Consider the following 15,002-nt stretch of genomic DNA (forward strand, 5'->3'; position numbering starts at 1 on the left):
AGCTTAAGTTGTTATTCATAGAGACAATGTTCTGATTGTCTACACCCAAATCATGCAGTCCAATAAAAATGAGAATCATTATCATTTGCAATATAAACGATAATAATTCTCATTTGCAATAATTAACAAAAAATTTTTATTAAAAAATGCTTCTCTGTAGGAATTTAAAAATTCAATATGAGCTGCAAAGCAAACGTATTTACTTTCGCAGAAGACCCCAAAATAGCCTTGTCTAAGCCCGAAGCCTCATCCTTGGAACTGTACTCATAATCTTTGAAGTATTGAAATTGCGCAGTAAGATAGCGTTTGGGATATGCAGCAAGACCTATACCAAGTCGCTGCTTGGGTATTCTTAATGCTAAAGCTTCGGAAGAATGTTCGTAGAATCCAATCAGTTTCATGGGAGTTTTTTTTATTATTAATTCATAACTGCTTTGAAGGCTAAAAGCTTGGGGTTTAGCCCCCTTTTGATTATAGCTCAGTTCCGAAGGTTGGAATGAATGAACTGCGGTAACATACGTTAAATTGGCGCCCACTTTTTTATAGTTTAAATTTGCATAAGCAGCAAAACCGGGGACTTTGCTGTGGATAGTTCTCTCCAAAAAACCACCAAACCCTTTATTGTATTGAAAAAGCTGGCTATCAGCTAAAGAGTATAAGTAGCTGCCGCCAATATCATAATTTTTTTTATGAGCACCAACATTTAAATTATAATAAGGGAGAGAAGAGGAACTGATGCGTGAATAAGGAGAAAATAAAGACACATTCATATAACAATCCGTATCGTATCCTATTACTGCAGTTAATTCATTAGTTTGACCTAAAGCCTTGGTCAAAGGTTTGTAAATAAGATCACTTTTATAATTGCCAAAAGCCACCCACTTTCTCCCACCCTCAAGATACCAATGTGAATTGGGATTTTTAATCTCATGATAAAGTTGGTCAAAATAAAATTGCGGGTTTATAGGAGTAGGCAATGTATTGTAAATTAGCAATCCCTTTGTTTTATTCCAATCGTTAATCTGCAATTCAGAACCTAATTTCACATTGGATAATTGCTGATTAAGCAAATACCTTTCTCCTTGTACTGCTGAATTGGTCGCATTAAAAAATATATGCCCCTCATAGGAGAATCGTTTCGGACGCCATTCCAGTACGGCAGGTTCTGCAAAAATATTAAGTGGCATCAGAAAAATTGCAGTAAGAGTTGCAATTATTTTAATCATAGTTAATAAAGATTATTAAAAACGATATATATCCTAATTGATAATGATTATCATTATCAATTAGGACGGATAAAAATAAATCTATTCTTGCTTGCTCTTGCAGTAAAAAAATATACAAATGGAGATTCGGAATATCCTCCAGAAATATGTGAATCAAATGGCTCAACCGGAAAAACAATTAAAAGCACAGTATTTCTAGTTTCCCTAAAGATTTAGCAAAGATTTTTTTTGCTACAAAAGAATGCCATAATAGCTCCGCTCAGTTTTATAAAGCAATTTTGAGGTTCTAACTTCATGTTGTAAGAAAAATATGGAACTGATAAACCCAAACAAATTTTAATAAAACAGGATGTTTATAATGAAAAAATTCTTTTGTTCTATTGGCTTAAGTTTCAGTCTTTTTTCCAGTGTGTTTGCAAGCAGTACACTTGATTTATTAAACTCAGAGATTGCAAATATTCTCGCTCCATTTCAAGATCAAGCCACTGTTGCACATCTAAAATTTGATGCAGTAGAAATCAATAACGAACGTGCGGCCAAAGTCGCTTTTAATGGGCTTTATCGCAAAATCGGCTCAAAAAATAGTTTCGAAATAAAAGTCGACAATCTCAGTTATGATTATGGTGATGGTACATCTCCGACTACTGTCCTAAAAGGCTCTCTTGGCCTGGATCTTACAAAGTTTTTGACTCGTGAAGAAAGCAATGAAATGATTCCCAGTGCCATTGAGCTTTTAGAAGCAACTGTGAAAAGCTATACTGAAGAATATGGTGATGCAATTTTTATCAAAGGAGTCGTTACTTCAACCACCAAAGATATTGATGGCAATTACACTGGTTTAACCGCCTTGATCACAACAAAAATTGATCTCAATAAACTTCCTGAAGATCTATCACGTGAAGAGGTTATGGCTACTGATGCTTTTTTCTCAATTACGTTAAATCTAAAAACGGGAATTGCTATAGATGCCTTTATGATCAGCAATCCAGAGTATTGGGGATTCCAGGAAAACCAACTGGGTTTGAAAGAACTGCTTGAACATCTTCTTGCCCGTGATAAAGAAGCAATACAAATTATTGTAAATGTATTTGCGAATATGGATTATATGGCTTCGAATATAGTAGAAGTAGATAATTCATCCTCTTGGAATCTCTTCTTAAAGAATAATCCTCTAAAAAAACTATTGTTCATTTCATTAAAATAGTACAGTAACCTAAGAACCTTACGTACTGCACGTAAAGTGTGGTACGTAAGGTTCTATACTATTTGTTGTTGAATTCCGCTAATAATTGCAAGGTCTTTTCTTTAGATATCTGTCCAACAGAGCTTAAATGAGTAAGCTGCTTTCCTTGTTGATCATAAAATAGCATCGTAGGGATACCATAGATATGGAACGCTTGACGAATCTTGGCTACTGCATCTGTTTTTTCGCTGATATCAACCCGAAGATTTACTGAGCCCTGCATGGCATCAATGACTGCAGCTTGGTTAAAGACATGCTTATCCATAGCCTGACAATCACTACACCATCCAGCAAAAAATTCGATAAAAACACGTTGATTGCTTGCCCTTGCTTCTGCTAATTTGGCATTAACTTCTTCAAGAGAATGTACCATTAGGAATGGAGCATGTTTCACTGAGTGAAGCACAGGTGCAGGTGAAAATGCGTGATAGGCTAAAGCCCCTGCCCCCATTATGGAAAAAAGAGCCACACCTTGAAGCAATCGTCCACCTAGGCGATGCTCCTGACGAAATGCACCAAAAACCCATGCAGCGATAAGCAAGACTGCAACCCACAGCAAATCAATCCAAAATGGTGGCGCAACACGGCTTAATAACCAAGCAGCCATAGCAAACATCATGATGGCAAAGATTTGTTTAATACGAATCATCCAAGCTCCAGAACTTGGTAAAAAACGACCGTATCCTGCTCCTACAATCAATAAAGGCAACCCCATTCCTAAAGCTAAAACAAAAAGCAATAGGCCACCTTGAGCAACATGTTTGCTCTGAGCAATATACGTTAGGATGCCAATCAAAGGTGCTGTGACACAGGGAGACACGACTAAGGTAGATAAAGCTCCCATCAAAGTTGCAGATACAATACCATGTTGACGTGATTTTGGAGCAAATCGTGTCAAAATTGGCAATTGTAATTCAAAAACCCCCAGTAACCATAAGGCCATGATGGTAAATAAGATACTGAAACCACCAATAATCATCGGCTGTTGCATTAAAGTTTGTACTGTTGAACCAAACCATGCTGCCAACATTCCTGCTACAGCATATGTGACTGCCATACCCATTACATAGCCTAAAGATAATTTAAAGGCATGACGCCCTGTATTAGCTCCTTGCCCTGTAATAATACTGGATAAGATCGGGACCATAGGTAAAACACAAGGGGTAAACGCCAATAAAACCCCAAGGCCAAAGAAGCCAGCCAAATAAAAAATTGGACTATGATTTTGAATAAACATCATTGCATCAGCCGGATTAGCACTGCTAAAACCTGAGGCAAAAACAGAAAATGAGATAAATGCCATCAACAATGACAAAATTAGTTTTTTCATTTTGATTCCTCTTAATAATTATTCGAATTTAAATAAAAAAGAAATCAAATAGGAGGACGATAAATTTCATCTAGGGGAGAAGTATATTTTGAGAAAAGAAGTAAGAAACCGAGTAAACCAATAAAACTTCGTACTATCCATTGTGATTCGAGGTTAAATTCATCTTGAAGCCAATATGAAGCTGAAAAGCAGCTGCTGTTCATAGTTTGCTGCACAGAACAAGGAGTTAGCGCAAAAGAAAGAGCAGCAGGTCCAGTCGTACTTTGTTTGGGGCACGTTGGCACCTTGAGTGGCGCAAGAAAGAGGGCACTCATAAGTAACAACAGAATTAGCGAACGATATTTGCTCATTTAATCAACTTAACATAAAAAGTACAAAGAAATCAATGCAGCTATATATTATCTCTGCCATCCCTGCGAAAGCAGGGATGAATTTACAATATACATCCTAAGCTCTAATAGGATATTTTATTTTTCCAACCTAACAAAAATGCTCTACATCATATGGCAAGATAACGGAAAATTAACTTAATTGAGTATAGTAATACTCAGCGCCTCAATTTGATTTCTGAATTATTTTGATGGATGGCTCCCTGCCTACGCAGGGATGACTGTAGACAACAGAATACGTATTTTCCTATTTAAATTTTATGAGGCTCTCGCGGACTTTATAGACGGTATTCAAGAAATGAGGGGTTTCTTTTTTAAAGCAAGAACTCTAGTACCGCACATAAAAGCACAGTACATAGGATAAAAAAATTTGTGAGAATATAGCGTGAATACTTAACTAGAACAAACCGCTTGCAATTCATCTGATCCTAAATTAATAAGATTAATTTGGGTGCCTGATTCTGCACTCACAGATACACTGCTGTTATTTTTAACGTTGATTAGAGTTCCTTGGCCAGTAGATAGTTTTTTTCCATTTACCGTACCACTGTTCTTGATCACATTAATTTTAATTTTGCTCTTATTTTGATTTGTACTTTGAACAACACACGTAGCATTTAACGTCCATAGCGAATTATTTGCGAGCATCTTCGACTCATTGGGATTAAGTTTAATTGTTTTCGCATTTGCGTGGGAACAGAATAATCCAATGATCATAAAAAGAGACAAAGTTAAAATTTTATTCACGTGTGCATCCTTAATGACATTAATAAAAAAAGAGAAAATATTGAACTTATGGATCATATTTTATACTTTCAATATTAAGGTTTTATTAAGGCATAGTATCTGGTCTCTTAACTTCAAGCCTCTAATAGTTGCCATTTTAAAGAATGTTGCTCACCATAGGATTGAATGTACTTTTTTGAAGGGAAATATGGTACAAACAAAATATTCATTTTGGCCAGATGCAGCTAATGAAGAGTATTATGTAGTTAAACTAAAAAAGGAACCGCGATGCATGCAGTACATCACCATAATTCCAACTCTATTTATCAAGTTTTTGGATACCAATTTAGTCAGGTGCTCCTCTGATTCTATAGTTAAAATCATTTAGAAAACCTAAAAATGAATCAATTGGCTTTAGATTTCTGATACTAAAAATTTAAATTTACTTATTTTTCAATTGATTGCTACAAATAAATTTGCACATCCCAATTGATCAATATATAATCATATTGATGTATTTCGAGTCACAGCGTTGTAACATTGTTATAAGGAGATCTAAATGAAGATCAAATCAGCAGCTGGATTAATACTCGCAACCTTCCTGATTGCAGCAGTTGGACCAATCCATGCAGCATGTCACAAATATCAACCGGGATGGCACATGGTTTCCAAAAAATGTGACATCAAACCTGCCGATAACTGGCAAGAATATAAAAGCGGGGTTTATACTCAACCCATAACTGGAAAAAGTCTATTATAAGTAGAGTGCTCCAGTATAAATTCACTTTATAAGAAGTCAATGGGGTCTTACAAAGCCAGATTCCATTGATTTTTTAAGACAAATCAAAACCTAATTGGTTCATCTTACTTTTTTAAACAATAAGCGGCTGGCTTATAATCTTGGCACATGTAATGCAGAATCATGTAGTTTATCCATTTCTTTTTGGAGTAAAGACTCCTTATCAGAATAAACCCCAGCTGTTAAAAGAAAAGGATTGGGGGCAAATTGCAATGGTTCGATTGCTACAAATTTTTGTTGGGAAGAGTTTATTGTTTCTAACAGTCTTAGTTTTAAGGGCTGAGGCAATACCTTGTCTGGAATCGAATCGATACTTTCGATTAACTTAGAGATTTGCGCTTTCAATATCGGTATGCTGGTTTCATTATTTGTTTTGAATATAATATCCAAAATTTCTTTTAATTGCTTGGGGAAATTTACCGATTTATCTCCTATTTTTACAACAAGCACATCAGTATAATCACCAAAAAGTCCATATTTTTTTGTTAGCTTCCATTTATTGCCTTTGAGTTGGTCAAAAACCTCTGAAAATTTACTTTGCATGATCTTAATATTTGTATCATAGGAGTCGAAGAGTTTTTTTAACGGACCACGTCTCTGCCCTTCTTGCATTAAAGTACAACTGAGCCTTTTTTCGTAGGGATTTGCATTATGAGCCAATAAAAACTGGCATCGCTCCGCATTTCCTTGGTGAATTGCCACCCACAAAGGATATTGAGGTACACCATTAATATTGTCGATTTGAGTATTCACAAGTTGAGGGAATTTTTCCAAAATCGCTGCTGCTACCTCATAGTTCCTTTCATACAATGATTTGATAAATATTTTTTTGCACCATTCTTCATTAACCTTTTTTAATGCAAATAATTCTTTAAATAAGGCGTTATTTTTCCGTTGATAACACAAATCAAGATCATCAGTGTGAGCAAGAAAAAGCGGATCTTCTTTCAATTTTTTAATACACTTTCCATATACATCTTGGTTGTTATGTACTAATCCTAATACATACATTGGGTTTAAAGCTGCAGGCTTTAAATCATCTAGGGCAATTGAGCTGATTAACTGATTAAAAGCAGCTTCATCCTTTTCAAAAAAAATGAAGGGATCTGTTTGGCTTCGTGGACTTTTGAGTAATAAAGCATTTTTATCAAGAATTTGTGCACTAATTTCTTGACACAGATCGATTTTTTTATGATGTAAAGCAATCAAGTAGTATTCGATTAATTGTTCTTGCGCTAATGCTAACTTTTTAATATCGACTTTTTTCGCAATGAGCTCAAATAATTCAGGTTGTTGAGTCAGCACTTTCCAAGGAGATAAGGCAACCAGAGCGCCTGTTTGAAATAGTACATTGGGATCAGGTGCAACAACTTGCAACACTGAATTTATAATTTCTACATTACCCTGTTTGAGTGCCAATAAATAGATACTATGAAGTGTATCTTGAGTTTGTTCCGTATAATTGATACCCGCTAATGCTTGAATAAACGGAACCGTTCGTCCATCATCAAATCTGACTATCTCACAAAGTTCCACAAATCGATTTTTTGACGCGCCCCCTTCATGCTGGAGCATTGCGGCAAAAGTAATATTTTCTTGACACCGCTTAATCATGCTTTGGTTATTATTTTTTAGCGCTAAGATATATGCTTCATACCAGTGCCCCTCTTTTATGAGTATGGGATAAATTTTTTCACTTAACTTTCCCCCTGCTTGATATAATCGATGGATAGGACGCTCACCTAATTTGTCCTTGGCGAGTAGCAAAGCAGGATCACGTGATGCAATGTCAACAAAAAGTTCTGGTTGATGAAGAGTAAGGTAATGCAAGCAGTTTCGTCCTGATTCATCGGTTAATGATAAATTAACCTTTCTGGCTAATAACATGCGTATCACTTCAACACTATTATTTTGCGCCGCGATATTTAATAAAGGCGTAGGAGTTTTGTATAATGTACCTGCATAAATTAATTCCGTAGGACTTGCTAAATCAGGTTGCTCTTTGTGAAATTTATCATAGTATTCTAAAAGCAGATTAAAAGTATAACCTTGGTCTAAACGTGCAGCATAAGCAAGTGCATAGTCAAATGCCTTTTTCTCAAAACGATGTCCTTTTTCAAGAAGAAAATTAATTACTTGCTTGTCGCCGTTGGAAAATGCATTAACCAGTACGTTTTGATCTACATATTCTTTTTTATAATAACGACTGACAAATTCAAGCTGCCCATAGGATACAGCGCTTTTAAATGCTTGTTTTTTACACGCGTCAAGTTTCACAGCTCCTAGCGTTCGCTCCAGATATTCTACTAATTTTGTATCACCGTTTTGTACTGCATAGGCTAATGCATCAAGTTTTGTAAAATTATCCTGCTGATCCAGTGTGTCTTTTCTTTTTTCATAAATGGAAGTTACTAATTCAGTAGTAGACGGATAAATAGTTGGCAATACTTCAGCATTTGGATCACGTAATCGCGAATACACGTGCATACGTATCCCTGTATATGTTCCTTGAAACTTTGCTTCATCAAAATGCAAAGCACTGTAAATTGCTTCGTCAAACATTTTACTTACAGCCGATTTAAGTGCCGCTGTATTTTCTTCTGCTGTTTCTTTCTGAGGTATTTCAATGATCCAGGACTCTCCATAAGCAGGATCAATCACTTCAATTTGATTACCAACACGTGTTATCGATATAGAATGTTTATTACAACTTAGAGTAAACCCTAGGCCTTGTTGTTTGCTCGGATCGAGTGTTAAATAGGTTACAAGAGTTTCCTTGAGTTCTTCAACGGTAATAATACCTGCAAATTGCTGATGATAAGTTAGAGGAAATGGCTCTCCTTCCCGTTCAAATAAAGCTTCCAAAGCCCCTTCCATACGATCCTGTTGCGTCCCGGCTTCAACACGTAACGTTCGATGCAACCAGAGAGTATTTTGAATAAAGGTCTCATATGCCTGATGAACTTCGGGGCTAATATTTTCTGCAAGAGGGTCAGAATCATAAATGAGTTTTAATATCTTTTCATATTCTTTATATTTTCCTGTTAATGTGCTATACAAACGCCAAATTCCTAACCCTAAGCAAACGCCTTCGTTAGTAACCTCCTTGTTAAAACTTGCAGTATCGCCCCTAAAACGTCCCTGCCATTTGCTTGCTTTTTCTATCAATACCTCTTGTGGAAGTGATGGCATATTGATACCGTGATTTAATAAGCCTATTGTTAATATATAGCACAACTACACACTCATTCACTTAGGAGAACTTATCTAAATCTTAACACGATGGCTAAGCTTGATTCTGACATTGAGGTGAGTTTTTATCTGCATCTTTCTCATAAAAAAGCAATTTAGGGCTGAATTTGATGGAATCATAAGTCATCGTATTTAGCTTGAAACTTCTTGGGTAAGTCGAGAATTAATGAATTAATTTTAGGAGGCAAGCCATTCAAATCAAGTGATTGTTCAAAAAATTGCTTCGCAATCTCGTCACTTGGAGTTTCTAAAAAGAAGAAATCATAAACAATTTCTTTAGAATCAACTAATAAATAGAGCCATTTTTTCTTTATCTTATGCTCTATTTTTTTCATAGTTAATTGATTTTTAACTACTAGTTTCTTAGGAGTTAATTTCTCCAGTTGGTTTTTACGATAATAATCAGAAACTCTGTATAAATCAAAGCCAGCAAGTTCTAACCCTCTCTCATCTGAAAGTTCTAAAAGATTTGAATAACTTAAAGAAAGTCCTCTCCAAAACATAACGGTAGGTAGGGCATATTTTATAACATCCTTATTTTTTAAATACCACAAGACATTAGGAATTAAAAGTACAAGATCAGACAAATGCCAGCATCGAAACAAAGGAATCATATTTAATTACCATAAAAATACTTATTCAAATAATAGCAAATCAGCCTTTGAACAGAAGTCGATTTTTAATACGACCATAGAATCACATAAAAGAAAAGATTAATATGAGCACTTAAAAATCTATTTTACTTAGAGGGAATTTATGAAAGACCTAATAGAAGCTATGGTATCTAACTCGGATGAATTTATTCGCTTAATTTCTGAGAAGTTAGATATCTTTTCCCCAAAAGATGCTGCTTATTTGGATTCTATTGACCCTTTAAAATTACATGATTTATTCGAATATGGCGGTTTAACCTCTTTTGCCGGTCATTCTTTAGGACCTGTATTTAAACCTGCTTTAAAAGAAATCGATCGAATTAATAAGTTACAGGCAACTCAGCTGCATGAAGGACATTTTTCAGAAACTCGCAAACAAAGCGGTAACTGGTTTGATTGCGATATTGAAGAAGATGCAATTAAAGCAATGCAGGCAATACTCGGTTTTTCAGAGTCATGTGAATTCCTCTATACCCAGGAAGGTTTATCTTCTAATCTAGGTCGATTGATTGATACTTTTTACCGTCCGACCCTAACTGATTGGCAATCAGGAAAAACACAAATCTGTCATTTAGGAAAAGAGTTTTTTTCCGATCAGGCGGTTATTGAATCCATTTTAAAAAGAGGGATTCAAACCGCTAAAAATTTTGGTGTTTTTACCGACCATAAACTTACTCCAAATCCTACATCCCTTACCCTAAAAATTTATCCTGATGAAAAAGGACTTTATAACGAAGAGGAGATTATTACATTTATCAAAATGCACGCAGATAAAATCCAGATTTTACATTTATCTGATCTGGTATTTAGCACAGGGCAACGTCTTGATATAAATCGTATCTTAACCGAATTAAAGGATGTAATTGCGACACATCAAATTATCGTTGGTCTCGATTTAGCTCACACGGTAGGCAATAGAATTTTAAATCTGCACATGTTACCTGTGACCTATGCTGTGGGCTGTAGTTATAAACATATTTGTGGTTCAGCAGGCAGTGGTTTTGGTATTTATGTTAATAAGAATACAGATTTGGAAAAATACCCCCCAATTCAAGGGTGGAAAGCAGCAGCTTCAGAGAAAGTCTTCGGATTAATCGATGATTTTGATGCCAAAATTATGATGCAAAAAGGTGCCTGGGCCTTTAGATGCAGCAATCCCTCCCCTATTGCACTTGCTCCAGTAAAAGTCTATATGAAAACAATGAGTCAGATTGGTTGGGATAAATTAATTGCTAAATCAGAATGCCTCACTCGTTATATGCATGCGCTCCTGCAACAGTTTTTGGGTGATAAAATTGAATGGATTACTCCTGACGATTCTAAGCGACGAGGCGCTATGCTGGTTTTTCGTGTTAAAGGAATTAGCGATGTCAGGCAAATAGAAACACTGTTAAAACAATCCAGTGAATTAGGACAATTTGAAATCGATGTACGCCCTCCTAACAATATTCGTGTTACTGCACATTATGGGTATACGCAATTTACTGATATTCATAAAATGGTTTCTCGACTCACGCAAGTTGTTAATCTATTATTGGAACAAAAAAAGATGGAGAGTTTCAGTTCAAGCACAGTGAAACAACTGGGAAAGGATAGATTTTTTGATAATCAGCCCTGCTTGGGAAATGCGACACCTACAAGCCCTCAAGTGCACACTGAGAATGGAAGTCTTGCCCCTTAGCCTCAAAACACCGATTGGTTCTGTCTTGCTTTAAAAATTCAAATACGAACTGGTGTTTTACATATACCATAGGCATAACTTCATTGTTTTTCTTATTTTTTTAATATGTATACGTTATGCTTGCTACTTTCTCTATTAATGGCCCTTACCTCATGTCTAAAAAAAATTTCTCTGTTTATAATGAGCAATGTCCATCACATAATGTGTTAGAAAAAATTGGTGATAAATGGTCAATTTTAATCATTAATATATTATTAAATAAAACGTTTCGCTTCGGGGAACTAAAACGTGAAATTGGAGGAATTTCTCCAAAAATGCTCACCCAAACATTAATGAAATTAGAACGTTTCGGCTTTATAGCAAGGTGCTCTTTTCCAATATTACCCATGAAAGTTGAATATTCATTAACTCCATTAGGAAAAGAGTTAGGTAGTATTCTTAATTCACTAACAACATGGACCGAGAAAAATATGAATAGGATAATGCTTGCTGAAAGTAAATTTGTAGAAACACGAAATTTATAATTATTGTCCAAACCATTTCATCAATGTATTTTCACCCAAATTATCATATATATAGGATAAATATAAGGTTAATTCGTGTTCATAGCATTCATCTAAGTGATTGTCATTCATGTCTACAATGGGCTCATGATGAAAGAACAGCCCGCCAAGGTAATTACTACAAAATTCATGATAATCTCTCGTGAATAAAAGAAATGTATGCCACATGCTGTCAATATCACGCATTTCCGGATGGATAGTACAAGTAAAGTTGAGTAATTCATTCTCTGGATTATTTTTCTTATCTGACTTGTGTTTTAAACAGAGCCAAATAAATTTCATTAACTCCCTTAAAGCATCTTCCGCGTGCATTATCGCATGAGGATAATCCTTATTGTATCGAGAAATAATTTTATTATTTTTATAATGTATTAATTCATTAAGATTAGGACAGTACATAATTTAGACCTGATAAGTTTTATTCAATGCATCATATTTATATTCAATATGATGCATGCTGTTTAATTATCCAATGCAGGTACCGGGCCCACACCAGCCCTTACTTTTCTTTAATACTTTTTCGCGAACAATTTTTTTGATAATTTTTTCTTTCATAATGATTCTCCTTTTTGGTTCCAAATCCATTATCGAGAATATAAAAGCACTATTTAGCAGTCAATTAGTTACCAATTGGTAACTAGCTATGGGACATAATATGGATAATAAAAATTGGGTTAATTATTATAAAATTACAAAGCAAAAAACTCTTCCTAGAAAAACTTTAATGAAAGCAATTGAATTGTTTCATTGTAGAAATAAATTAAACCTTCCAAAATTTGCGATTGATCTTGGATGCGGATCCGGTTCAGACTCTCTTGAACTGTTAAAGCATGACTGGTCAGTTTTAGCGATTGATTCTCAAGCTGAATCAATATCCATTTTATTATCTTCCTGCCCCCCATCATTAAAAAATAAGCTAAAGACAGAAGTCACTTCATTTGAGTCTTTAACTTCTCTTCCGATTCCCCAGTTAATTAACGCAAGTTATAGTCTCCCCTTTTTAAAACCGGAGTTTTTTTATAAATTTTGGAAATTGATTTTAAAAACACTACATCCAGGCGGACTATTTGCCGGAACCTTTTTTGGAATAAATGATGATTGGAGTAAAAATAAAAGACCCGATATGACATTTTTAAGTTACAAAGAATTACACCAGTTATTTCTTCCGTTTAAACTCGAATTATTTGAGGAAGAAGAAAGTGATGAAATAGATGCATTAGGTCACTCCATGAAACATTGGCATAAATACTTTGTTGTAGCTGAAAAATGTTAGCTTATACCGTCCGTATTACACTACGTTAATACTGACTCTTGATCACATCTCGCCTACGCCCCCGGCTTGTCCGCAGAGTCCAGTGTTTTAACGCAGATCTTCTGGATCCCGCGGACAAGCCGCGGGACGTCGGAGTAGAGCTGGACTGTTTTTTCAGCGATGTGTAGAAGATTCAGGTTAATACGGACGAACCCATATTATGCTCGCTGAGCTTGATCGACATTTACTGCAATATCAGCCGCATCATCAGCAATAAATTGGGTTTCTTTACATAATTTGACATATTCTTTATGTGTAATTAATGCATAAAAAAGAGCTGACACAAGCAGAATATAGTAAATGTTTTGATAAAAATAAATTAACCACAAATAAGTTAGAAAAGGCGTTGATAATACTAATAATGTGGTTACTTTCATTCGACGTGCGATTTGTATTGATCCGTAAATTACCATCAAAATTGAAATGGACAAATTCATCTTCAGGAAATCGTTGGCAGGCAATGTGCTCATCATGACCCCAAGGATGCAAAAAACGATTAGCCCAAATAATTTGGTACTTGGCTTAATCGCTCCCATACTAATTGGAGCTGCCATATATCCAATTAAATGATACCCGGTCACAATCACCATTAATGAGGCCCAACTATCGGAGTTCCAGAGAAATACTGCAGTAAGCGTAAAATTAATGAGCAAAGAGCGGCGACACAAATTATATTCAGGATGTAATTTACCAATGGTTTTCTTTGGCATTTGGCCTTCTTTAGCCATAGCGTAAAACATTCGTGAAGCACCACCTAAATAAGAATATCCTGTACCTGATGGGCTAACGATACTATCAGCAATTAAGATCATTGCTAAGAAATTTACTCCAAGCAGCATTGCCAAATTAATTAAAGGCGAATGAAAATTAAGGCTACTCCAACCACTTGCCAACATACTATGGGGCACAGAGCCCATAAAGGATAATTGCAACAGCATGTAAACCAACATCACAATTACAATTGAAAGAATGATTGATAAAGGAATATTTCGTTTTGGATTTTCAATCTCGCTGGCAAAGGCTACTGCTAATTGAAATCCATTATAAGAATAGATTAGCCCAGCAGAAATGATTGCAGTAATTGCAGAGCCAATTCCGTATTGAGAATTTGTATCTAAGGTAAAATTGCTGGTGTCAAAACGCATAATCAAAAAAATAACAATAGTAAAAATCGGGCTAAGAATTTTTATTACTGTCACCGTATTATTAATTTTGGCCAATAACTTAATACCAAAATAATTAATAAATAAATAAATAACCAAGATACTCAATGCAAATAATTTACCGTAAACCGTCAGGACATTGTCCGCGATTAAAACATCACTTTTAATTGCAGCAGCCAAATATTGTGTTGTCGCTTGAGCTTCAGTACCAATCGTTACCATTAATCCAAACCAATTGGCAAAAGCAAAAGGCATACCAAAAGTGCTATTGTGTGACAACGCACTGGACCGAGCAGTTGCCCCACGCACTGGGTAGATTGATGCGACTTGCGCGAGACATAGTCCCACCGCCATTACCAATAATGCTGCCAGAACCCATGCAAGAAATGAGTAATTTCCCGCAATTTTAGCGTTTAACTGAGCACTAAAGAGCCATCCGGAACCTACCATAGCAGTAGCAGATAGTGCTGTTGCACTAAATAATGAAATTTTGGCATGCTTAGATCTTGAACCCATGATAAATTTACCTTAAAAAGATACGCATTTTACAATAATGTGAAAATAAAATATAAATTTTGCATATTTTTCAGTCACCGTCAATAGGTCCAAATACAAAATCCATCTAAAAAGAGAACGAGAAAAATTTGATCCTCAAAACAGAAAGA

Annotated in this window: 13 protein-coding genes; 5 read left to right on the plus strand and 8 right to left on the minus strand. The window is 35.4% G+C overall.

Annotated features, from left to right (window positions below; all coding sequences use genetic code 11):
• Positions 1-164 precede the first annotated feature (164 nt).
• The gene (locus tag DY223_RS09550; RefSeq protein ID WP_162264052.1) at positions 165-1,187 is read right to left on the minus strand and encodes an LbtU family siderophore porin; all 1,023 of its coding nucleotides are present in this window, start codon (positions 1,185-1,187) and stop codon (positions 165-167) included.
• Between the two features lie 397 nt (positions 1,188-1,584).
• On the opposite strand from DY223_RS09550, the gene DY223_RS09555 reads away from it, so the two are divergent.
• On the plus strand, positions 1,585-2,430 hold the full coding sequence (locus DY223_RS09555) for a hypothetical protein (RefSeq protein WP_058458538.1): 846 nt from the start codon (positions 1,585-1,587) through the stop codon (positions 2,428-2,430).
• A gap of 58 nt (positions 2,431-2,488) precedes the next feature.
• On the opposite strand, the gene dsbD is transcribed toward DY223_RS09555, so the two are convergent.
• From dsbD to DY223_RS09570, 3 genes are all read right to left on the minus strand, one after another.
• A complete protein-coding gene (gene dsbD / locus DY223_RS09560; RefSeq protein WP_058458539.1) occupies positions 2,489-3,799 on the minus strand; it encodes a protein-disulfide reductase DsbD in 1,311 nt (436 codons plus the stop codon).
• 44 nt (positions 3,800-3,843) lie between these two features.
• Positions 3,844-4,149, minus strand: a complete 306-nt coding sequence (locus DY223_RS09565; protein ID WP_058458540.1) for a hypothetical protein — start codon at positions 4,147-4,149, stop codon at positions 3,844-3,846.
• A gap of 432 nt (positions 4,150-4,581) precedes the next feature.
• Positions 4,582-4,935 carry a hypothetical protein gene (locus DY223_RS09570; RefSeq protein WP_058458541.1) on the minus strand — a complete coding sequence of 118 codons (354 nt, stop codon included), beginning with the start codon at positions 4,933-4,935 and terminating at the stop codon, positions 4,582-4,584.
• Between the two features lie 538 nt (positions 4,936-5,473).
• On the opposite strand from DY223_RS09570, the gene DY223_RS09580 reads away from it, so the two are divergent.
• Positions 5,474-5,674: a hypothetical protein gene (locus DY223_RS09580; RefSeq protein ID WP_058458543.1), complete on the plus strand. Its 201-nt coding sequence runs from the start codon at positions 5,474-5,476 to the stop codon at positions 5,672-5,674.
• A gap of 132 nt (positions 5,675-5,806) precedes the next feature.
• On the opposite strand, the gene DY223_RS09585 is transcribed toward DY223_RS09580, so the two are convergent.
• On the minus strand, positions 5,807-8,905 hold the full coding sequence (locus DY223_RS09585; RefSeq protein WP_058458544.1) for a transient-receptor-potential channel family protein: 3,099 nt from the start codon (positions 8,903-8,905) through the stop codon (positions 5,807-5,809).
• Positions 8,906-9,081: 176 nt separating this feature from the next.
• Positions 9,082-9,579: a hypothetical protein gene (locus DY223_RS09590; RefSeq protein ID WP_058458545.1), complete on the minus strand. Its 498-nt coding sequence runs from the start codon at positions 9,577-9,579 to the stop codon at positions 9,082-9,084.
• 142 nt (positions 9,580-9,721) lie between these two features.
• Here DY223_RS09590 and DY223_RS09595 point away from each other — a divergent pair, with 142 nt between their 5' ends.
• Positions 9,722-11,299, plus strand: coding sequence for a kynureninase/PvdN C-terminal domain-containing protein (locus DY223_RS09595; protein WP_058458546.1), 1,578 nt, complete (start codon positions 9,722-9,724; stop codon positions 11,297-11,299).
• A 152-nt stretch (positions 11,300-11,451) separates the two neighbouring features.
• On the plus strand, positions 11,452-11,823 hold the full coding sequence (locus DY223_RS09600; RefSeq protein WP_058458565.1) for a winged helix-turn-helix transcriptional regulator: 372 nt from the start codon (positions 11,452-11,454) through the stop codon (positions 11,821-11,823).
• On the opposite strand, the gene DY223_RS09605 is transcribed toward DY223_RS09600, so the two are convergent.
• Positions 11,824-12,261, minus strand: coding sequence for a glycine-rich domain-containing protein (locus tag DY223_RS09605; RefSeq protein WP_058458547.1), 438 nt, complete (start codon positions 12,259-12,261; stop codon positions 11,824-11,826). It abuts the gene before it with no gap.
• Between the two features lie 256 nt (positions 12,262-12,517).
• Here DY223_RS09605 and DY223_RS09610 point away from each other — a divergent pair, with 256 nt between their 5' ends.
• Positions 12,518-13,135 carry a class I SAM-dependent methyltransferase gene (locus tag DY223_RS09610; RefSeq protein ID WP_058458548.1) on the plus strand — a complete coding sequence of 206 codons (618 nt, stop codon included), beginning with the start codon at positions 12,518-12,520 and terminating at the stop codon, positions 13,133-13,135.
• 197 nt (positions 13,136-13,332) lie between these two features.
• On the opposite strand, the gene DY223_RS09615 is transcribed toward DY223_RS09610, so the two are convergent.
• The gene (locus tag DY223_RS09615) at positions 13,333-14,853 is read right to left on the minus strand and encodes an APC family permease (RefSeq protein WP_058458549.1); all 1,521 of its coding nucleotides are present in this window, start codon (positions 14,851-14,853) and stop codon (positions 13,333-13,335) included.
• Between the last annotated feature and the right edge of the window lie 149 nt (positions 14,854-15,002).

The organism is Legionella bozemanae (assembly GCF_900450575.1).
In the GTDB taxonomy this organism is placed as follows: domain Bacteria; phylum Pseudomonadota; class Gammaproteobacteria; order Legionellales; family Legionellaceae; genus Legionella; species Legionella bozemanae.

Excerpts from the sequence above, each read along its gene's own strand:
- DY223_RS09550 (WP_162264052.1), bottom strand. The coding sequence starts at position 1,187 with ATGCCACTTAATATTTTTGCAGAACCTGCCGTACTGGAATGGCGTCCG.
- DY223_RS09555 (WP_058458538.1), top strand. The coding sequence starts at position 1,585 with ATGAAAAAATTCTTTTGTTCTATTGGCTTAAGTTTCAGTCTTTTTTCC.
- dsbD (WP_058458539.1), bottom strand. The coding sequence starts at position 3,799 with ATGAAAAAACTAATTTTGTCATTGTTGATGGCATTTATCTCATTTTCT.
- DY223_RS09565 (WP_058458540.1), bottom strand. The coding sequence starts at position 4,149 with ATGAGCAAATATCGTTCGCTAATTCTGTTGTTACTTATGAGTGCCCTC.
- DY223_RS09580 (WP_058458543.1), top strand. The coding sequence starts at position 5,474 with ATGAAGATCAAATCAGCAGCTGGATTAATACTCGCAACCTTCCTGATT.
- DY223_RS09585 (WP_058458544.1), bottom strand. The coding sequence starts at position 8,905 with ATGCCATCACTTCCACAAGAGGTATTGATAGAAAAAGCAAGCAAATGG.
- DY223_RS09590 (WP_058458545.1), bottom strand. The coding sequence starts at position 9,579 with ATGATTCCTTTGTTTCGATGCTGGCATTTGTCTGATCTTGTACTTTTA.
- DY223_RS09595 (WP_058458546.1), top strand. The coding sequence starts at position 9,722 with ATGAAAGACCTAATAGAAGCTATGGTATCTAACTCGGATGAATTTATT.
- DY223_RS09600 (WP_058458565.1), top strand. The coding sequence starts at position 11,452 with ATGTCTAAAAAAAATTTCTCTGTTTATAATGAGCAATGTCCATCACAT.
- DY223_RS09605 (WP_058458547.1), bottom strand. The coding sequence starts at position 12,261 with ATGTACTGTCCTAATCTTAATGAATTAATACATTATAAAAATAATAAA.
- DY223_RS09610 (WP_058458548.1), top strand. The coding sequence starts at position 12,518 with ATGGATAATAAAAATTGGGTTAATTATTATAAAATTACAAAGCAAAAA.
- DY223_RS09615 (WP_058458549.1), bottom strand. The coding sequence starts at position 14,853 with ATGGGTTCAAGATCTAAGCATGCCAAAATTTCATTATTTAGTGCAACA.